This window comes from Paenibacillus terricola, from assembly GCF_014779765.1.
In the GTDB taxonomy this organism is placed as follows: domain Bacteria; phylum Bacillota; class Bacilli; order Paenibacillales; family Paenibacillaceae; genus Paenibacillus_T; species Paenibacillus_T terricola.
Genome location: NZ_JACXZA010000009.1, coordinates 115950 through 134538, shown reverse-complemented (window position 1 = coordinate 134538; position 18589 = coordinate 115950). Strand labels below are relative to the sequence as shown.

The 18589-nt window shown below is 53.3% G+C and carries 19 protein-coding genes; 16 read left to right on the top strand and 3 right to left on the bottom strand.

Features of this window, described 5'->3' with window-relative positions; translation table 11 throughout:
* Nucleotides 1-66: 66 nt before the first annotated feature.
* The 9 genes from H8B09_RS27355 to H8B09_RS27315 all read left to right on the top strand — a co-directional run bounded on the left by H8B09_RS27355 (nucleotide 67) and on the right by H8B09_RS27315 (nucleotide 8830).
* Entirely contained in the window at nucleotides 67-1143 is a 1077-nt protein-coding gene (locus H8B09_RS27355; protein WP_191206781.1) for an enolase C-terminal domain-like protein, read from the top strand.
* A 23-nt stretch (nucleotides 1144-1166) separates the two neighbouring features.
* Complete coding sequence (locus H8B09_RS27350; protein ID WP_191206780.1) at nucleotides 1167-2186, top strand: zinc-dependent alcohol dehydrogenase; 1020 nt, start codon at nucleotides 1167-1169, stop codon at nucleotides 2184-2186.
* Between the two features lie 34 nt (nucleotides 2187-2220).
* Nucleotides 2221-3057, top strand: coding sequence for an amidohydrolase family protein (locus H8B09_RS27345; protein ID WP_191206779.1), 837 nt, complete (start codon nucleotides 2221-2223; stop codon nucleotides 3055-3057).
* Nucleotides 3058-3108: 51 nt separating this feature from the next.
* Nucleotides 3109-4083 carry an aldose 1-epimerase gene (locus tag H8B09_RS27340; RefSeq protein WP_191206778.1) on the top strand — a complete coding sequence of 325 codons (975 nt, stop codon included), beginning with the start codon at nucleotides 3109-3111 and terminating at the stop codon, nucleotides 4081-4083.
* Between the two features lie 38 nt (nucleotides 4084-4121).
* Complete coding sequence (locus H8B09_RS27335; RefSeq protein WP_191206777.1) at nucleotides 4122-5225, top strand: fatty acid desaturase family protein; 1104 nt, start codon at nucleotides 4122-4124, stop codon at nucleotides 5223-5225.
* An 86-nt stretch (nucleotides 5226-5311) separates the two neighbouring features.
* On the top strand, nucleotides 5312-5629 hold the full coding sequence (locus tag H8B09_RS27330; RefSeq protein ID WP_191206776.1) for a MocE family 2Fe-2S type ferredoxin: 318 nt from the start codon (nucleotides 5312-5314) through the stop codon (nucleotides 5627-5629).
* Nucleotides 5630-5693: 64 nt separating this feature from the next.
* Nucleotides 5694-6941 (top strand): NAD(P)/FAD-dependent oxidoreductase, encoded by a 1248-nt coding sequence (locus H8B09_RS27325; RefSeq protein ID WP_191206775.1) that lies wholly within the window; start codon nucleotides 5694-5696, stop codon nucleotides 6939-6941.
* A 19-nt stretch (nucleotides 6942-6960) separates the two neighbouring features.
* On the top strand, nucleotides 6961-7947 hold the full coding sequence (locus H8B09_RS27320; protein WP_191206774.1) for an aldo/keto reductase: 987 nt from the start codon (nucleotides 6961-6963) through the stop codon (nucleotides 7945-7947).
* Complete coding sequence (locus H8B09_RS27315; protein WP_191206773.1) at nucleotides 7925-8830, top strand: creatininase family protein; 906 nt, start codon at nucleotides 7925-7927, stop codon at nucleotides 8828-8830. Before H8B09_RS27320 ends, H8B09_RS27315 begins: the two co-directional genes overlap by 23 nt.
* A 56-nt stretch (nucleotides 8831-8886) precedes the next feature.
* On the opposite strand, the gene H8B09_RS27310 is transcribed toward H8B09_RS27315, so the two are convergent.
* Nucleotides 8887-9882 (bottom strand): DUF1835 domain-containing protein, encoded by a 996-nt coding sequence (locus tag H8B09_RS27310; protein WP_191206772.1) that lies wholly within the window; start codon nucleotides 9880-9882, stop codon nucleotides 8887-8889.
* 89 nt (nucleotides 9883-9971) lie between these two features.
* Here H8B09_RS27310 and H8B09_RS27305 point away from each other — a divergent pair, with 89 nt between their 5' ends.
* From H8B09_RS27305 to H8B09_RS27295, 3 genes are all read left to right on the top strand, one after another.
* On the top strand, nucleotides 9972-10388 hold the full coding sequence (locus tag H8B09_RS27305) for a VOC family protein (protein ID WP_191206771.1): 417 nt from the start codon (nucleotides 9972-9974) through the stop codon (nucleotides 10386-10388).
* 40 nt (nucleotides 10389-10428) lie between these two features.
* Complete coding sequence (locus tag H8B09_RS27300) at nucleotides 10429-11220, top strand: class I SAM-dependent methyltransferase (protein WP_191206770.1); 792 nt, start codon at nucleotides 10429-10431, stop codon at nucleotides 11218-11220.
* Between the two features lie 274 nt (nucleotides 11221-11494).
* Nucleotides 11495-12277: an IucA/IucC family C-terminal-domain containing protein gene (locus H8B09_RS27295; protein ID WP_191206769.1), complete on the top strand. Its 783-nt coding sequence runs from the start codon at nucleotides 11495-11497 to the stop codon at nucleotides 12275-12277.
* A gap of 59 nt (nucleotides 12278-12336) precedes the next feature.
* Here the strand turns inward: H8B09_RS27295 and H8B09_RS27290 are convergent, their stop codons facing one another.
* Entirely contained in the window at nucleotides 12337-13146 is an 810-nt protein-coding gene (locus H8B09_RS27290; protein WP_191206768.1) for an ABC transporter ATP-binding protein, read from the bottom strand.
* A 174-nt stretch (nucleotides 13147-13320) separates the two neighbouring features.
* On the opposite strand from H8B09_RS27290, the gene H8B09_RS27285 reads away from it, so the two are divergent.
* The 4 genes from H8B09_RS27285 to H8B09_RS27270 all read left to right on the top strand — a co-directional run bounded on the left by H8B09_RS27285 (nucleotide 13321) and on the right by H8B09_RS27270 (nucleotide 17618).
* Entirely contained in the window at nucleotides 13321-14091 is a 771-nt protein-coding gene (locus tag H8B09_RS27285) for a hypothetical protein (protein ID WP_191206767.1), read from the top strand.
* A 118-nt stretch (nucleotides 14092-14209) separates the two neighbouring features.
* Nucleotides 14210-15481 (top strand): stalk domain-containing protein, encoded by a 1272-nt coding sequence (locus tag H8B09_RS27280; RefSeq protein WP_224754070.1) that lies wholly within the window; start codon nucleotides 14210-14212, stop codon nucleotides 15479-15481.
* An 83-nt stretch (nucleotides 15482-15564) separates the two neighbouring features.
* Nucleotides 15565-16578: a FecCD family ABC transporter permease gene (locus H8B09_RS27275; RefSeq protein ID WP_191206765.1), complete on the top strand. Its 1014-nt coding sequence runs from the start codon at nucleotides 15565-15567 to the stop codon at nucleotides 16576-16578.
* Nucleotides 16575-17618, top strand: a complete 1044-nt coding sequence (locus H8B09_RS27270) for a FecCD family ABC transporter permease (RefSeq protein WP_191206764.1) — start codon at nucleotides 16575-16577, stop codon at nucleotides 17616-17618. The genes H8B09_RS27275 and H8B09_RS27270 overlap by 4 nt, the downstream gene beginning before the upstream one ends.
* Nucleotides 17619-17635: 17 nt before the next feature.
* On the opposite strand, the gene H8B09_RS27265 is transcribed toward H8B09_RS27270, so the two are convergent.
* Nucleotides 17636-18553: an aminoglycoside phosphotransferase family protein gene (locus tag H8B09_RS27265; RefSeq protein WP_191206763.1), complete on the bottom strand. Its 918-nt coding sequence runs from the start codon at nucleotides 18551-18553 to the stop codon at nucleotides 17636-17638.
* Nucleotides 18554-18589 lie beyond the last annotated feature (36 nt).

Genomic DNA, 18589 nt, shown 5'->3' with positions numbered 1-18589 from the left:
TTCAAGAGTGATGCCTCGTGATCAAAAGCGGACTTTGTGAACTTACTCCAGGGAGCGGATGAGGTTATGAGAATAGTAGACGTAAAGGCATATGCAGTGAAGCAGAAGGTCGACATTCCGTTCAAATGGCGCAAAGGGCTTCCAGAAGGGGCGCATCTGAACGAGATGGGCATTCTTCGCATCATTACCGACGAAGGAATCGAAGGGATAGCCGTCGCGCAGCGCGGGCTCATGACGGTTGATTATACAGAGCGCAGGCTCAAAGAAATGCTGATCGGCAAGGATCCGCTGCTTAAGGAGCAGCTGTGGCACGAGATTTGGGAGCTGGATCGCGCGGAAGAGTTTCAAATCTACTACATGGGGCTCGCGGATACGGCGCTGTGGGATATCACGGCGAAGAAGGCAGGCATGCCGCTCTACCAGCTGCTCGGCGGTTCGCGTAATCGGGTGCAGGCGTACGCCTCTACTGTTACGTACAACACGACAGAGGAATATTTCCGTGTGGCAGACTACTGCCTGGAGCAGGGCTATAAGGCAATCAAGCTGCATGCATGGGGCGATGTGAAGGCGGACGCGAAGCTGTGCGCCGATCTGCGCAAGCATGTGGGCGATGACGTCATCCTGATGTATGACGGCTCTGCCGGCTTTAACTTGCAAGAGTCTATCTATCTCGGCAAAGCGCTGGAGCAGGCAGGCTATCACTGGTATGAAGAGCCGATGCGAGAGTTCAGCATCTGGAACTATAAGAAGCTGTGCGACGAGCTGACGATTCCGGTGCTCGCGGCGGAGACATCCGACGGCTGCCATTACAATGCGGCGGACTTCATCGTGCATGGCGCATGCGACATTATCCGTACGGGAACGGTGCTCAAAGGCGGTATTACCGGCTCGCTCCGCATCGCGCATATGGCGGACAGCTTCGGGATGAAAGCAGAAATTCACGGCGGCGACCAGGCGAACGTGCAGCTGGCTTGCGGCATTAATAACAATACATTTTTCGAAGTGCTTGTCTGGGGAACCGGACCGATCGGCTTCGGTTATCCGGTTGAATCGGACGGATTCATTACGGCGCCGCAAGGACCTGGCATCGGTTATTCGTTTGATTGGGAAGAGATCGAGCGCAAAGCGTACGCGAAGATATAAACAACGAGAAGGAGAGTCTGGCGATGAGAGCGATCTACTACGAGGGGAGCAAGAAGCTGGTCAGCGGTCCGGCGGCGGAAGTGCTGCCGGGGCCGGGAGAGGTTCGCATCCGCGTTGCGTATGCGGGCATCTGCGGCACCGATCTTCATATCTACCACGGTCATATGGATGCGAGAGTAACGATGCCGCAGGTGATGGGGCATGAGATGTCAGGCGTCATCGAGAATGTTGGCGATGGTGTAGAGGGGCTGCAGCAAGGCGATAAGGTAACGGTTATGCCGCTGCATCCTTGCGGGCAATGTCCGGCTTGCGAAGCGGGACACAGCCACATTTGTCACAAGCTGAAGTTTCTAGGCATCGAGACGCCGGGCGCGTTCCAGACGTTCTGGACCGTACCGGCTTTCACCGTGCACAAGATTCCTCAGTCTCTGGATTTGAAGCTTGCCGCTATGCTAGAGCCGCTTGCGGTTGCGTGTCATGATGTTCGGATGGGCAGCGTTAAGGAGGGCGACTTCGTCCTCGTGATCGGCGGCGGGCCGATCGGTGCGCTCATCGCGATGGCTGCGCGTGAGAACGGAGCTCGGGTACTCGTGTCGGAGATTAACGCGTATCGGCTGGAGCTGCTGAGCCGTCTGGGCTTCGAAACGGTGAATCCGATTGAGACGGATGTCGTTGAGTTCGTGAACGGCACGACCGCAGGCAAGGGCGCGGACGTCGTATTCGAAGTGACATCATCGCAGGCTGGCGCTGAGCTGATGACGAAGGCTGCGAAGACGCGCGGGCGAATCGTCGTTGTCGGTATTTTCAACAAGCCGCCAGCTGTCGATCTGCATCGCTTCTTCTTCCGGGAGCTGCAGTTGTACGGCGCTCGCGTGTATGAGACGGAAGACTTCACCCGAGCGATCCAGCTTGCAGCGGAAGACGCGCTTCCGCTTAGCGAGCTGATTACCGACGTGCTGCCGCTGGAGCAGGTGGAGGACGGCTTCCGCAAGATGGAGAGCGGCGGCAATGCGATGAAGATTTTGTTAGACTGCGGCGCTTAATAGAACACGAACGAAAAGGAAGAGGTGCGTAAGAGTGGCCATCGATTCGCACGTTCATATATGGAACATCGACCGGGTCCGCTATGCATGGCCCACGTCAGAAGATGGTGACCTGTATCGCAATATCGAGCCAGCTGAATTGAAGCCGCAGCTTGTTCGAGCGGGCATTACAGGTGCGGTGCTTGTACAGGCGGCTGACCATGCGGAAGAAACGGCTTATTTGCTGGAACAAGCAGAAGCCCATCAGGAAATCGTGGGAGTCGTCGGCTGGTTGCCGCTTGACCAGCCGTATGAAGCAAGAAGGCAGCTGGAGAAGTATGCGGGCAATCGGTATTTCAAAGGCGTCCGCCATCTCATCCATTGCGAGGAAGATCCGGATTGGCTTGTTCGGCCATCGGTCATAGAAGGATTGCGCGTGCTGGCCGCATATGGCAAAACGTTTGATGTTGTCGCCGTGTTCCCGAACCATCTACAGCATGTGTCTTATGTGGCGCAGCAGGTGCCAGAGCTTAAGATGGTGCTCGATCATTTGGCGAAGCCGCCGATCGCATCGGGTGTTGGAATGGAGAGATGGGCGGCGCAGCTCGAAGCGGCGGCGGCATATCCGAATGTATACGGGAAGCTGTCCGGACTGAACACCGCCTGCGACTGGAACAACTGGAGCTCGGCTGATTGGCAGACGAGCGTTGAGGTCGCGATGCGCGCGTTCGGCGCAGAGCGGCTGATGTATGGAAGCGATTGGCCGGTGGCCAATCTGGCTGGCGGATATGAACGCGTATGGGCAGCGGTGAATGAAGTGCTTGCCGGGTTGTCGGAACGGGAGCGAACTGCGGTGCTGGGCGGCACAGCTGCAGCATTTTACAAACTGTAAATATGAAGTTCAAGGATCCGTCTATTACGTACAAAATGAGGTGTTCGCACGATGTTCCAATATGCAGCTCGAAGTGTGACGAGAGACGGCTTCACCGTCATTGAGCTTCACGATGCGGCGACAGGCTCCATTGCGGAGCTCGTGCCGGACATCGGCTGCAACCTGTTCCGGTTCGACAGCCAAGGTCACCGCGTTATCGTATCGCCGGATAGTCTTACGTCGCTTAAGACAGGCGAATTCGCGATCTTCCGATATGGTACGCCGATTCTGTTCCCGCCTAACCGCGTGAAGGATGGACGATTCACTTATGGTGGCAAGGACTATGAGCTGCCGCTTAACGAGCCGCCCGCTTATCATCTGCATGGCGAGCTGTGCAGCCGACCTTGGGAAGTGGTGGAGCTCGGGGCAGACTCGGATGGAGCGTTCGTATCGACACGGTTTCGTTACAGTGCCCATCCCGATATGTTCCAGTATTGGCCGCATGAGATGGAATTTACGATGAAGTACCGTTTGTTTGAAGGTGTTGTACATGTGAATGCATCCATTCATAACGCCGGGATGAGCGAGGCGCCGTTCGCGTTTGGGTTTCATCCGTATTTTGCAGTGCCGTTCGGCTCTGGCGAGGAGATTACCTTGACCGTACCTGCGACGGAGGAGTGGCCGATTACGAATCTATCCTTCGTTACGGGTCGGCCTAGTGCAACGGATACGGTAGAGCGTGTCAATGAAGGACTGAACATCTCCGATTATCCGCCGCTTGGCTGTACGATGCTGACGCTTGCTGAAGGAGATTCCGTATGCCGAATCTCGATGAAGTCGCGTAACTATACGATTGCCTATCGATTGTGCGAGCAATTTCCCTATATGCTGCTGTTCCGTCCAGACTGGGCGCAGGCTTATTCGCTTGAACCGTATACGTATGTAACCGACGCCTTTAATCTGCCGTACGAGCCGGGCCTAACGGGGATACGGGGCATCAGAGCGGGCGAAACGATTGAACTGCAAACCGCAATGTGGGTGGAGTAACGTTCATTATCTAATGAAGAAAGTGAGGCGTTAAAGCAATGGCTGCACAACCGAAGAAACGGGATTACAGCATTATCGGTCCCGAGAGCAAGCGCGCGCAGGATCGGGGGCTCGCATCTGCGGATTGGTACGCCAGCCCGATTCCGCGCAAAGAAATGAAGGAACTGATGAAGCGCAGTAACGGCCCGGCCATCCGCGACACGATCATTTGGTTCGGTGGATTGATCGTGCTTGGCTATTTTGCTTACTTGTCCTGGGGAACGTGGTGGGCGATTCCTGCTTTCCTCGCTTATGGCATTCTGTATGCAACGCCTGGCGACTCCCGCTGGCACGAATGCGGCCACGGAACCGCGTTCAAGACGCCTTGGATGAACGAAGTCATGTACCAGATCGCGTCGTTCATGGTGCTTCGTTCCGCAACGCCATGGCGCTGGAGCCACGCTCGTCATCATACGGATACGATTATCGTTGGGCGTGACCCTGAGATTATTACGGAGCGTCCACCGGTGTGGAAGATTCTGATGCTGCAAATTTTCCACCTGTACGGCGGTCCGATTGAGATCAAACGGTTCATCCTTCATGCGTTCGGCAGGATGGAGGCGCAAGAGAAGGAGTATATTCCGCAGTCGCAGTTCAAGAAGGTGTTCTGGGAAGCTCGCGCTTATATGCTCATTATCCTTGGCGTTATCGCCGCTTGCTTCTGGGCAGGTACAATTCTGCCGGCAATGTTCATCTTCCTGCCGTCTTTCTATGGTGCGTTCGTCGTTATTACATTCGGTATTACTCAACATCTTGGCCTGTACGAGGATGTGCTGGATCACCGCCTCAACTCGCGTACGATCTATATGAACCCCGTGCTTCGATTCCTGTACTGGAACATGAATTATCATACGGAGCATCACATGTTCCCAATGGTGCCATATCACGCATTGCCGAAGCTTCATGCGGCGATGAAGGACGATTGCCCGGCTGCACGACCTGGCTTATGGGCTGCGCTTAAGGAAGTTTTCCATGCGCTGCGTCAGCAGAAATATGACCCGGCTTACGTTGTTGTTAAGCCGCTGCCGCCTACCGCTCGTCCGTATATGGACGGCATCGCTCACGAGCTCGACTTCGAGAAGTGGATGCAGAAGCAGGCTTAACGATTAGGCTATCTGTCGGTTTATCTCGTTTTTGAAATCTCACTCATTTATCAATACCATTATTTCAATCAAAGGAGCTGTTCACCATGACGAACCCGCAATGGATTGAAGCTTGCGAAGTTGACGACGTAGAAGAAGAGGACGTTATTCGATTCGATCACGGAGACCGTACATTCGCGATCTATCGCACCGATAAAGGCGAGTTCTATGCATCGGACGGCTACTGTACGCATGAGAAATTCCATCTGTCGAACGGTCTCGTCATGGGCAGCGTCATCGAATGCCCGAAGCACAACGGACGATTCGATATTAAGACAGGCGCAGCGAAGAGGACGCCGGTATGTGTAGACCTTCGGACTTATCCGGTTAAGATCGAGAACGACAAGGTGTTTATTCAAATCTAATTCGCGATGATCTTATAAAAAGTAGTCGCCATCATACGATCCTACGACGAAGGAGCATATGCGCATGACAGACAACGGAATGGTGATCGTCGGAGCGGGAGAGGCAGGCGCGCGTGCCGCAGTTGAACTGCGTGCACAAGGATATGACGGAACGATCACGTTGATCGGCGACGAGCGGCACTTCCCGTATGAGCGCCCGCCACTCTCAAAGCAGCAGTTGTGTGAAGCGGAGCCGCCAACGCCAGCGGTCATTCTCGCGCAGGAGAAGCTGGATGCGCTTCGGATTCGGCTTCTCTCTGGCGATGCTGCTTCGCGCATCGATCGCAGCCGACATATAGTTCAATTGGCGAGCGGCCGTGAAGTGCCCTATTCGAAGCTGCTGCTTGCAACTGGCGCTAACCCGAGACGACTCACGGTGCAGGGAGATGCATCGGAGGAGCTGCATTACCTCCGTAAGTTCGACGATGCGATTGCCATTCGTGACAAGATGAAGCCGGGCGCTAGAGTTGCTGTTATCGGCGGCGGCTTCATCGGCCTCGAAACGGCCGCCAGTGCAATAACGCGCGGTTGCGACGTTACACTCATCGAGGTTGGCCCACGCATTCTGATGCGAGGCGTGCCGCAGCAAATCGCTGAGATGGTCGAAGCTAGCCATCGGAAGGCTGGGGTCAGCTTCGCCATTGGCGTTATGATTGAACGCATCGACCGTGATGGAGAGGGATTTGTAGTCAAGCTGGTAGATGGTTCGGTCATCGGATGTGACCTGATTATTGCAGGGATCGGCGCGGTGCCGGAGACGACGCTTGCGGAGGATAGCGGACTTGCCATTGAGAATGGCATCCAGGTTGACTCGCATTTAATGACGAGCGACCCTGATATATATGCGGCAGGCGATTGCTGCTCGTTTCCGAATCCGATGTATAGCAATCGTCGAATTCGACTCGAGGCTTGGCGCAATGCGCAGGATCAAGGCACGCAAGCAGCCATTAATATGCTTGGTATCACGCCTGTGCCGTACGCTGCGCTGCCATGGTTCTGGTCGGATCAATATGATCAGACGCTGCAGGTGGCAGGACTTGCGGACGGGGCAAGTTCGACGATTGAACGGGATTTGGATGAAGCGGGCAAGCTGTTCTTCCATCTGGCGGAGGACGGACGTTTATTGTCGGTTAGCGGGATGGGACCAACTGGCGCATTCTCTAAGGAAATGAGGTTGGCCGAAATGCTGGCCGAGAAACAAGCACGGATTGATGCAGCACTTCTGGCTGACCCAGCGGTTAAGCTGAAAGCGTTGCTTCGGGAACTTGATTAGGGGAGGATGATTCTACATCATGCAGTATAACGCATTCGGCAAGCTCGGTAATCAAGTATCACGGCTTGGATTCGGCGCAATGGGCCTTGGCGGCTCGTTCGGCAGTTATTCGGACAAGGAGCTCGTTTATTCAGTTCTTCATAGCCTTGATCAAGGCGTTAATTTCATCGATACGGCGCGCAATTATGGGGAATCGGAGCGCATTCTTGGATTGGCGTTGAAGGAGTGGAAAGGCGAGAAACCATTCATCGCTTCCAAAATCCAATCCAAAGGTGCAGGCAACCTCGGCTGGGGTCAGCCGATCCCGGTCGAGACCGCATTCCCGAAGGGCTGGCTGCGGGAGAGCACGGAGACGTCTCTGAGTCTTCTTGGTGTCGAGACGATCGATCTGATGCAGCTTCACCAATATTGGCCGCAATGGGACCGTGTCGACTATTGGATGGACGAACTGCTGCAGTTGAAGCAAGAGGGCAAAATCCGCGGCATCGGCGTATCCGTACCGGATCAGCGCCACGATATTGTTCTATCGCTTGTGCAGAGTGGTCGCATTGACTCGGTGCAGACGGTGTTTCATATTTTTGACCCGCTTGCGTTGGATTGTCTCGTTCCGATTGCACAGGAAAATAATGTGGCGATCATCGCGCGCTGCATTCTGGATGAAGGCGGATTAACCGGCTTCTTGAAGGAAGATACAACGTTCGCGGAAGGCGACTTCCGCCAATCGTACTTCGAATATTTGCCTCGTGAGATTTACATCGAGCGCGTTCAGCGTTTGAAGGAAGCTTTCGTTCCCCGATATGCAGACAGCTTGGCGGAACTGGCGATTAAATTCGTGCTTCATCATCCTGGTGTAACGACGGCGATCAGCTCCATGCATGTGACGCAGTATGCGGATGAGAATATTCGGGCGGCTGGCAAGGAACCATTGCCGGACGAGGTGTTCGAAGAAATTCGCCGCCATTATCGGTGGGTGAGGAACTTCTATGAGACCAAGTACTGGGTCTAAGGTGTTATGGTCGGAGCTGCTGCCTCACGAGTTCCGCAACCGGATGAAGTACAATCCGACCGTCTACTTGCCCCTAGGCCTGTGCGAACCGCATGGACAGGTAAGTGCATTCGGCCTCGATACGATCAAGGCCGAATGGCTGTGCGAGCAGGCGGCACTGCGAGTAGGCGGCATCGTAGCGCCATCGATGGGCTATCACATCCATGAAACAGGCTATCATGCACGTTGGCTGGAGGAGGAAATTGGCGATAACAATCCGCATATGACTGGCATTCCGCCGGCGGTCATGCTGCAGTTGTTCTTGTACCAGCTGCGTGCGTTCGTTAACGCAGGCTTCCGTACGATCATCGTCATTTCGGGCCATAGCGGTGGCAATCAAGTTGATATCCGGCGGGCGGCGGATCTATTCATGCGGCATATTCCGGTTCATGTCTGGGTTCGCAGCGATCCCGAGCTAGTGGAAGGATTATATGAAGGCGATCATGCGGGCAAATACGAGCTGTCGCAGCAAATGTACCTTCGTCCCGATCTGGTGGATATGCGTGCAAGATCGTACGAGAACGAGCCGGATTCAGGTGGGAGATTAGCGCTAGGGCTGGATGCAGACGAAGCCTCGCCGGAACTCGGCAAGCTAATTATGGAGGCTTGTCTGGATCGGCTGTGCGTCGAAGCTGATCGGATGAAGCGAATGTATGCTAACGAAGAGATCCCGCCAATTAATTACGGTTTGATCCAAATCATCTGGTCGGAGCTGTTGCGAACGGCCGACGAATGGGTGACGGCACAGCCTTGGCCTAGCCAGGAGGAAGTGTCCCCTCAGTCGAGATGGAAGCCGTATGAGCGGTATTCGCCTAACGGCACAGGAGCGGAATATCGCTTCTAATCAAAAAGGTTCTTCTCACCATTGAGGCGAGAAGAACCTTTTTCTCGTATGGCTCACTATTGCGGCGTTCGCAGCCGTCCCTCGCGGGAATCCCAGCGCCAGTCGATTGGTCCTTGCAGGTGCAGGCCGCCGTACCATTGGTCGATGCCTGCGATCGTTATCCAGTCATGCTCTCCGGTTAGAACGCTGCGGCCTAATGCTGTGATCATTATGGTGCTGTTGCGGGGAGGCAGTGGTGCATCCAATGAAACTTCATTCAACTGACCTGTGTCTTGAAGTTCTAGCAGCGCGTGCGGCTGTTGGAGCATTCGCCGCAGCCAATGACCGAACTCTACATCTCCCATGCCCAGCACATGCAGTCGATCTCCCGTTTGCCGGAACAGCTCAGCTGGAGTAGTTACACCGTCGCTCACAAGCTCCAAGATGGTCTGCTCCACGATGCCAAGTCCGTTGAAGGCAAAAGGAAAGCGAGCGAGATGATGGGTGAAAGCAGTATGGGCATAAGGCAACGCAGACGTATTCATACATACAACCGCTAAGTGGTCTTCAACCTTCGATGAGGCGTACGCTTGCCAAATCGCGCTCCCCAGTGCGAACTCGTCCTTCCCTATCTTCCGCCATGTGCCTTCCAGCGTCTCCAGTTGTTCCACGCTTAGTTGGCCTAATCCGTGGAACGGTTCGATGCCAGGGAACTCACCGATACATAGCAGATGGACACGCGTATCCCCCAACGACTGCTTGAAGAGTTGATGCAGCAAATATGCGAGCATCGTCTGATCGAACAAGTCATGCTCGAACCAGAGCACAACATCTTCATGCTGATGGATGCCCCTAAGCTGCTCCTCTTGCGAGTTGCAGCCTTCCACGAATTCTGCAGCAGGAATGCCCAACGTCCGCGCAAGATACTGTGCCCGAAACTGCAGCTCGTCTTCATTCATATCCGGAAATACAGGGCCGAACGAGTATACCTCACGCCAGACGAGAATATCGCCTTCAATCCGGCTCAGGCGCAGCTTATCTCCAACAGAATCGCCATTCACTATATGAAGCATGGGATCACCTCTACATTTCAATATCGGAAAATACTGGATTATGATATAACCTTTATAAGACGCACATCCAACTTAAGGAGGCGGTATTCGTGGCGGAGATCACAACGGGTTCGAATCACGAGCTTGAGCAGCCCGACATTCTAAACGAGATACAAGGTGTCGTTGTAGCGTATCTTCCGGCTTATCAGCTAGAGGAGTCCGCGGCATGGTATGAACAATTCGTTGGCTATCAAGTTACACATCGGGGCGACGTATTTACGTTAGAACGCGAAGGCTATTTGAAGCTTATTTTAGTGGAAATCGGCAGTACAAGCCATCCTATTCAATTCGAGCGCGGCGACAACTCCAACACTGTACTCATGATTGGATCCTCCAATATTGATCGATACCGCTCATATTTAGCTCAACAAGGTGTAGATGTAACAGAGTTGATAGATCGCGGCGTATGCGGCAGGAGCTTTCAAATGAAAGATCCCGCAGGCAACCGCATTGTTGTGGACGGTTAAGCTTATTACATATATTGTATAAAGTTTGGAGGAGACATCATTGAGCGAATGGAAAGCGTTGACCGATGAATCGCGTGCAAGATGGGACCAGGTAGCGGGGTTCTGGGACGATTACATGGGCGAGCATAGCAATCGGTTCCATCGGGAAATCGTTCGTCCAGCAACTGAACGGCTGCTTGAAGTGAAGGAAGGCGATACGGTGCTCGATATCGCTTGCGGCAACGGCAATTTCTCTCGACGATTGGCGGATTTCGGTGCACAAGTTGTTGCGCTTGACTATAGTGCGGTCATGATCGATCGTGCTAAGCAGCGGTCCACATCGTATGGTGACCGAATTGATTATCAGGTGGCTGATGCCACGGACTATGAAGCGCTGCTCGCTTTCGGTGCAGAGCGCTTCGATCGAGCGGTTGCGAATATGGCGCTTATGGATATTGCGGACATTAGGCCGCTGACGAGTGCGCTTAGCCGGCTGCTGAAGCGGGATGGCGTATTCGTGTTCTCCATTCCGCATCCTTGCTTCCAATCGCCGAACGCACGCAAAATCCATGAAACAGAAGAAATCAACGGACAGATCGTAACGCGCAACAGCGTGCAGGTTACGAAATATTTGACCCCGGAATCGTTCGAAACGATTGGCATCCGGAACCAGCCCGTCCCGCATCTGCTGTTCCATCGGCCGCTGGCGTATTACATGAATCTATTCTTAAGTGCAGGGTTCGTGATGGACGGGTGGGAGGAACCAAGCTTCGAGCTCGATGCTGACAGAGCATCACGATTCGATTGGTACGAGCTTCCGCCAGCTGTCATATTCCGATTCAGAAAGCGGTAGTGTGCAAAATAAGAACCTCGCGATTTCTACTCCTTTAGTAGAATAGCGGGGTCTTTTGCTTATTTTTGCCCAAGAGTAGTTGGACGGGGAGCTAGACTGAAACGTTGTTGAGGCCGTATGAAGTAGTGTTGTATAGGCAGAGCGGCAGGTTTCGTGTGGGGGAGTGGGAGTAAAGGTGGAAGTTTGAATATAAATAATCTAGTGGTTGTAAAATTATCCAGACATCCATATAATGATAATGAGATTCGTTATCAATTAAATGGAGAATACGTGAATGGAAACGATAAATGACTTGTTTCTTCCTGAAGAACTGAACGTGCTGATGGACGATTACCGCCTTGCGATTGAACCATCAGAGGACCGTACATATTCGATCGCAGCAGTCGATCTGCTCGATCCAGATCAATGTCTTGCTTATATTGAACGGCTCAAGGATATCTACGAGACGGATTCACAGATGGCTACAGCGTCTATGTTCGCGAAGCGGTACAGCTATCTCACCATTGCTTCCGGCTTATATGCGATGTCGCTGTTCAACAAAGGGCTCGATTACTCCATTGAGAACTGCCACCTGGAATCGATCCGCCAAGGTGCTGCCTGGCTGCCGAAAGTAAGACTCGCGCAATGGGAAGCTCATACGCCGGAGCGATGCCGGAACGAGTGGAGAGATCGCGTCATCAAGAACATCTTCGCGGATAACCTTGCGAAGGCTTGGCGGGCGCTCGCGAAGACCGCGAAGATATCGCCTGCGATTCTATGGGAGAATACCGCGATCTATGTGTACTACTTGTATGAGAACAGGCTTGAGCAGGGGGCGACGCCTAAGCAGATTGCCCGCATTCGCGACGATTACGAGTATCTGCTGAACGAAGCGCCTGCGCATCTATTCGGCGAGAGCAACAATCCGCTGACGCGGTTCAACACGCCGAAACGGCTGACGGCCGCTTCAGAAGAACCGGTCCGCCTTCGCAAAACATGCTGCTTCTACTATGTAGTTGCCGATGATCCGGAAGATTACTGCCATTCCTGTCCGAAAATCAAACACCAATTCGTCTAACCGATAAGCGGCGCATCTACCTGCCACCATGCAGGCAGCAAGCTAGATCCGCCGCTTTATTAGGCATAAACCGCCTGTCTAATTGTTCTGCCGTTCCCATGCGGGACGCAGAGCGGCGTGCCGAATAACGGATCAGCTATAATTTGCGCTTTCATATGGAACACCGATTCGATCATATCAGCCGTTACGATGTCCTCAGGGGCTCCTTGCGCGAACACTTTGTGATCTTGGATCGCTACGATCTGATGCGCATATCGGCAGGCTAAGTTTATATCGTGCAGCACCATGACAATGGTTCGCTGCTCCTGGATATTCAATTCATACAGCAAATCCAATACCTCGATCTGATGCGTCAAATCTAGATAAGTCGTCGGTTCATCCAGCAGTACGATGTCGGTTCCTTGCGCGAGCACCATCGCGATCCACGCCCGTTGCCGCTGGCCGCCAGACAAGGAATCGACCGTCCGCTCGGCAAGCTCGGTCATGCCGGTCGTCTCGAGCGATTGACGTACGCAGCGCTCATCCTCCTTGGACCACTGCTGAAGCCAGCTCTGATACGGATATCGTCCCTGCTTCACCAGCTGAAGGACGGTTAATCCTTCGGGGGCAGAGGGACCCTGCGGCAGCAGTGCCATCCGTTTGGCTACTTCTTTCGTTGGCATGGAGGCGATGCTCTGACCTTCCAGCAGCACATTGCCCTGCTGAGGCTTCAGCAGGCGAGCCATCGTGCGCAGAAGGGTGGACTTCCCGCAGCCATTGCTGCCGATAAGCACCGTTATTCGTCCGCGATCGATCGACAGGTTTAAGTCTTGAAAGATGAACTGATTGCCGTACGACACGGCCAATGCTTGCGTTTCCAAGGCGCTCAATCCGCTCAACTCCTCCGTATTCCTCGACTGTATTTTAGTGGCAGATTATGGTTGTGTCAATGAGTATGAAAATCATTATCAATATTTTTCTTGAAAAACTTTACCGTTGTGAAATAAAATAGCAACTAGTGAATTTGGATGGATTTGCTATCAAAGGACTGGAGGAGAAACAACATGCGGAGACCATACTGGATGATTGCCGCCATTGCAGCGATGATGCTGTTAGCGTCAGGCTGCGGGTCGAGCTCGAATGCGGGCAGCACATCGAATGAACAGACGAAGGAGAAGTCAGCGCCGTTAGCGGCGGGGACGGTTCCGTTCGCGGAGGATGCCTTTGACGCTATCGATACAGAAGTGCAGCCTGATAATAAACAGGCAGACGCGCCAGTCGAAGAGCAGAAGGTTGAGACAGCGGAAGTCAAGTCACCAGCTGATGCAACAGCAGTGACAGAGCAGAAGGAAGAGGAGAAGAAAGAAGAGAAGAAGCCGGAAGCGGAGCAGCCGGAGAAGAAGCCAAGCAAGAAGAAAGTAGAGAAGAAGGTAGAGGAAGCGACGAAGAGCAATGCCGCAGTCAATCAGGCGGTGACGGACTCTATCATGGACAATATCGATGATAAGGCTGCTGTGAAGAGCGCTGATCAGGAGAAGCTGAAGAAAGCGATCGAACAGATTCGCACACAGATCAAAGAGCTGAAACAAAATGCAGATAGCAACGATGCAGAGAAAATGAAGGCGAGTGCGGCGACTATTATGCAGAGCTGGGAGTCGATGAAGGCAGATGTTAAATCATCGGCACCATCGATGGTCGATTTTCTGAGTGAGAAAGTAAAAGGGCTGAATGATGTGAAGGATGCAGAAACAGTCGATCAGGCGGTGGTTCTTCAACTGGACTATGAGCTGTACCAGGCTTTCCGGCAGCTTGCAGATAAACTTGGCGTGAATTAATCCACTTTGTTCATATTCTTCTTGACATAGGAAATTTATAGCTCTATCATTAATCCTCGTTGACAGTGATAATCATTATCAATTAAATCATTACCGAAAGGCAGGTACAACGATTATTATGTTTAAGCCCTTATTCCGTAACATGGCTCTCACCCTCGCCTTGATCGTAGCGCTCGCTTCCATTCCGTTCACAACGGCAGCGGCGTCTCCAATCAGTGTCATTCTTGATGGCGAGCGTCTGTCCTTCGATGTTCCTCCACAAGTCATTGGCGGGTCGACGATGATTCCGTACAGCGCATTGACGAAGAAACTTGGCGCAACGCTGAGCACGGATGCGAAAGCGAAGAAGCTGACCGTTAAGCGCGGCAGCACGACGGTTGAACTGACCGTCAACAGCAGTACAGCTGTAATCAATGGCAAGTCGGTTAAGCTTGACGCGAAGGTTGTGGAGAAGAACGGCCGTACGCTCGTGCCGCTCCGTTTCCTGGGCGAAGCATTCGGCCTGTGGATCAACTGGAACAATAGCACGAAGACGGTGAACCTAGAGAGCAAACGTACGATCAAGCATGCAATGGGCGAGACGACATTGACGTCCGTACCGAAACGCGTTGTGGTCCTGTTCAACGGAATGGTTGATATCTCCCTGACGCTGGGCGTTAAGCCGGTTGGCGCAATCGAATCGTGGGTTCAAGCGCCTTGGTACCACTACCTCCGTGCGGACATGGGCGGCGTAACGGATCTCGGCAGCGAGCTGCAGCCGAACCTCGAAGCGATCGTTGCATTGAAGCCTGATCTGATTATCGGCGCGAAGCCGCGCCATGAGAAGCTGTACAACCAACTGTCGGCAATCGCACCAACGGTTATGGCAGACCAATTGTTCGAGTGGAAAGACAATATGGCAATGATAGCTAAGGCTACTAATACGGAGACGAAAGCTAATGCTTTCATGGATAACTGGAACAAACGCGTTGCTGAATTCAAATCGAAAATCGGCAGCCGGAAGAACCTGGAAGTCTCGCTCGTTCGTTTCCAAAGCGACAACTCAGCACGTATCTACATAACGGGCTTTGCCGGTTCGATTCTGCAAGAGCTTGGCCTGAAGCGTCCGAAATCGCAGCAGGTAGAAGGCAAGATTCTGGTTGATCTCGATACGCCGGAGCAAATTCCGATGATGGATGGCGACATTATTTTCGACATGTCATCGAGTATCGGTGATGGCTCGGAGTTCAAGACGCAGCAGGAATGGCAGACGAATCCGCTCTGGCAGAACCTGAAGGCAGTGAAGAACAAGAAGTACTACAAAGTTAACGACATTACATGGAACATGTCCGGCGGCGCAACGGCTGCGAAGATGATGCTCGACGATCTGTTCTTCTACTTCGATCTGTAAGTTCTAATACTCGAATAGCAGCGCAGGGGAGAATGAGCTAAGTCGGCTCATTCTTTCGTGCGTATAGAGACGGGAGTGCGACTATGGGAAGGCTGTTACCCAGCAACCTAGCCAAGATCGCGGGCCTAGTATTCGGCCTCGTGATTATGATTGCGTTCATGCTGTCGAGCATGAAATACGGCATAACGCCGATCCGCTGGTCGGATGTATTCCATTCGTTTACGAACTATGACAACTCGTCGAATGAGCAAATTATCGTGCAAACCTCGCGTGTGCCAAGGGCACTTGTCGCTGCTGCTATTGGAGCAAGCTTGGCGGTAGCAGGCTGCCTCATCCAGGGACTGACGAGAAATCCGCTCGCCGATCCGAATGTGCTTGGCATTAATTTCGGCGCTTCCTTCGCAGTCGTCTTCACCGTGACGGTGCTGTCGGTGACGTCGCTTCCTATTCTGACAGGCGTATCATTCATCGGAGCCGCGGTTGCATCGTTAGCCGTTTACTTGCTTGGTTCATTCGGACGGGACGGTCTTACTCCACTCAAAATCATTCTCGCTGGCGCTGCGCTGAGCGCATTGTTCGCATCGTTCACGCAAGGCATGCTCGTATTGGACGCGCAGGGTTTGGATGAGGTAATGTTCTGGCTGACCGGTTCTGTGGCCGGCCGGTCCGTCGATATGTTAAAGGCGGTATTGCCATTCATGGCAGTAGGTTGGATTGGCTCCGTGTGGGCGACCCGTCATATGAATGTGTTGACGATGGGAGAAGATACGGCGCAAGGCTTGGGGCAGCGGACGATTGTGATCAAACTCATCGTCGGTCTTATTATTGTGGCACTGGCCGGCAGTTCGGTTGCCGTAGCGGGTCCAGTTGGTTTCATCGGCCTTATTATTCCGACAATTGCAAGGTTGTTTGCCGGAAGCGACTATCGTTGGATCGTACCTTATAGCGCGCTGTTAGGTGCCATTCTTGTATTGGCAGCTGACATCGCTGCCCGATTCGTCATTCAGCCGAGCGAGCTGCCGGTTGGCGTCATGACGGCGGTCATCGGCATCCCAGCGTTTATTGCGATTGCAAGGAAGGGAGTGGTGAAAGGGTGAGAGACTATACCTATATCCGATCTGAGAAGCTGTCGATCTCTTTCTTCCTTCATAAGAAAACGGTCGTACTGACGCTGGCACTTGCGATTGCGAGTGTGGCTGCATTGCTGCTGAGCATGGCGATGGGCGATATGCGCATTGCACCGATGGACGTCATTCGGGCATTGACAGGCGGAGGGACGGAGGAATATCAGCTGGTGGTCCGCACGCTGCGCCTGCCGCGAATTATTGCAGCATTCTTAGTTGGCGCATCGCTGGCTGTTGCCGGTTCCATCTTGCAGGGCATTATTCGCAATCCGCTTGCCTCGCCGGATATTATCGGCATCACGAGCGGCGCTTCTGTAACGGCAGTCGCTTTCATTAATTACTTCGCGGGAACAGTCAGCATTCTCTGGATGCCGGTTGCGGCAATGATCGGGGCGGCGATTACAGCAATACTTATTTACTCGCTTGCATGGAAGAAGGGGGTAACGCCGATTCGGCTCGTGCTTGTCGGTATCGGGATCAACTTCTTGTTGGCATCCCTAACGAAGGTCATGCTCGTCATGAATCCAGAGACGACGGCGGCGCAAGCTTATGTATGGCTGGCTGGGACGGTATACGGGACCGATTGGGCCGTAGTGAAAACGATTGTGCCTTGGGTGTTCATCTTTATTCCACTAGCGTTCCTGCTCGCACGCAATGTGAACGCGCTGCAGCTTGGCGACGATATCGCTTCGGGTGTAGGCAGCGCAGTTCAGCGGCAGCGGTTCGTGCTGCTCATGGTCAGCGTTGCGCTGGCTGGCGCGGCTGTATCGGTCGGGGGCGCTATCTCCTTCGTCGGACTGATCGCCCCCCATATGACGCGTAAGCTGGTCGGGCCAGCTTTCGGCGGCGTTCTGCCGATTGCAGCCTTTATTGGCGGCCTAATCGTCGTTATCGCGGATACGATCGCGAGAACGGCATTTCTGCCCTATGACATTCCGGTCGGCGTATTCACCGCTGGCGTTGGCGCGCCATTCTTCATCTATTTGCTGTATCGCAATCGGAACGCGGCCTAACTAAGGCCGCGTTCTTTTCATTCTTGGAGCAGACTCTCAGCGAAAGCTGCAGTCGCCAGCAGCTTCTTATATTCCTCAGGCGATGCGCCGTCCTCCACACACCAGCAGACGCCCATCGTCGTCTCGATATAGAGGCATTGACGCAGGATAGTGCTTGGGATGTGCAACTGCTGCTCGAACACAGCGATAATGTGATTGATTTTGTGCCGAAGCTCGGGGGTAATGTCGTCGCCATACTCGTTCAGAATAAAGCGCGGGGTATCAAATATAGGGTCGCCAATGACGCCTTTCGGATCGATAATCCGATATTCGCCTTCCTCGTCTAGCAGTATATTGTCGTGGTGGAAGTCGCCGTGAAGCAGCATCTGCTGCGAGTACGCAGCGGATAGAGATACGAGAGCCTCCTGTGCGCGGCGCATATGCCCATACAATTCGATGCAGTCCGAACGGGTGCTCATATAGTCGGTTATGCGATTGACCCAGCCTGAGTAGGTCGGGTAAGAATCAGCTGCCGCAGGCGGCAGATGCATGTCCCGATAGAGCGAGCAGAATACGTCAAGCCGTTTATCGAGCTCTTCTACCGCACGCAGCGGAGTGCCTGGCATCATTCCTTGCTCCAGCATAACGCCAGCTTCGAGGTCAGCATCGAACGCGAGACACATGCGCCGACCCGCATAATGATTGAGCGTCCGCCATTCGTTCTCGATGCCGCCGAATTCGGCTTTGCTGATCTTCAGCACGGCCTCGCCATATCGCTCGGAATGGCAGCGGAAGACGAGATTGGAAGAGTAGGATGGAATCAATTGCACGGAATGCAATGCCCATCTATGGGCGTAAGTATCGAGATCTTTCACAACTTTGTCATAGAACGGCTGACCGAATCGGTTCACAATGGCAGTTCTTTCATCAGTTTGAAAATGATAAGGGGTATTCATCCTTCGATACATTCCTCCATCGCTAAAATGATCCAT

Bases quoted from the DNA above. Each gene is read 5' to 3' on its own strand.
- H8B09_RS27355 (WP_191206781.1), top strand. From the start codon at position 67: ATGAGAATAGTAGACGTAAAGGCATATGCAGTGAAGCAGAAGGTCGAC.
- H8B09_RS27350 (WP_191206780.1), top strand. From the start codon at position 1,167: ATGAGAGCGATCTACTACGAGGGGAGCAAGAAGCTGGTCAGCGGTCCG.
- H8B09_RS27340 (WP_191206778.1), top strand. From the start codon at position 3,109: ATGTTCCAATATGCAGCTCGAAGTGTGACGAGAGACGGCTTCACCGTC.
- H8B09_RS27335 (WP_191206777.1), top strand. From the start codon at position 4,122: ATGGCTGCACAACCGAAGAAACGGGATTACAGCATTATCGGTCCCGAG.
- H8B09_RS27330 (WP_191206776.1), top strand. From the start codon at position 5,312: ATGACGAACCCGCAATGGATTGAAGCTTGCGAAGTTGACGACGTAGAA.
- H8B09_RS27325 (WP_191206775.1), top strand. From the start codon at position 5,694: ATGACAGACAACGGAATGGTGATCGTCGGAGCGGGAGAGGCAGGCGCG.
- H8B09_RS27320 (WP_191206774.1), top strand. From the start codon at position 6,961: ATGCAGTATAACGCATTCGGCAAGCTCGGTAATCAAGTATCACGGCTT.
- H8B09_RS27315 (WP_191206773.1), top strand. From the start codon at position 7,925: ATGAGACCAAGTACTGGGTCTAAGGTGTTATGGTCGGAGCTGCTGCCT.
- H8B09_RS27310 (WP_191206772.1), bottom strand. From the start codon at position 9,882: ATGCTTCATATAGTGAATGGCGATTCTGTTGGAGATAAGCTGCGCCTG.
- H8B09_RS27295 (WP_191206769.1), top strand. From the start codon at position 11,495: ATGGAAACGATAAATGACTTGTTTCTTCCTGAAGAACTGAACGTGCTG.
- H8B09_RS27285 (WP_191206767.1), top strand. From the start codon at position 13,321: ATGCGGAGACCATACTGGATGATTGCCGCCATTGCAGCGATGATGCTG.
- H8B09_RS27280 (WP_224754070.1), top strand. From the start codon at position 14,210: ATGTTTAAGCCCTTATTCCGTAACATGGCTCTCACCCTCGCCTTGATC.
- H8B09_RS27275 (WP_191206765.1), top strand. From the start codon at position 15,565: ATGGGAAGGCTGTTACCCAGCAACCTAGCCAAGATCGCGGGCCTAGTA.
- H8B09_RS27265 (WP_191206763.1), bottom strand. From the start codon at position 18,553: ATGAATACCCCTTATCATTTTCAAACTGATGAAAGAACTGCCATTGTG.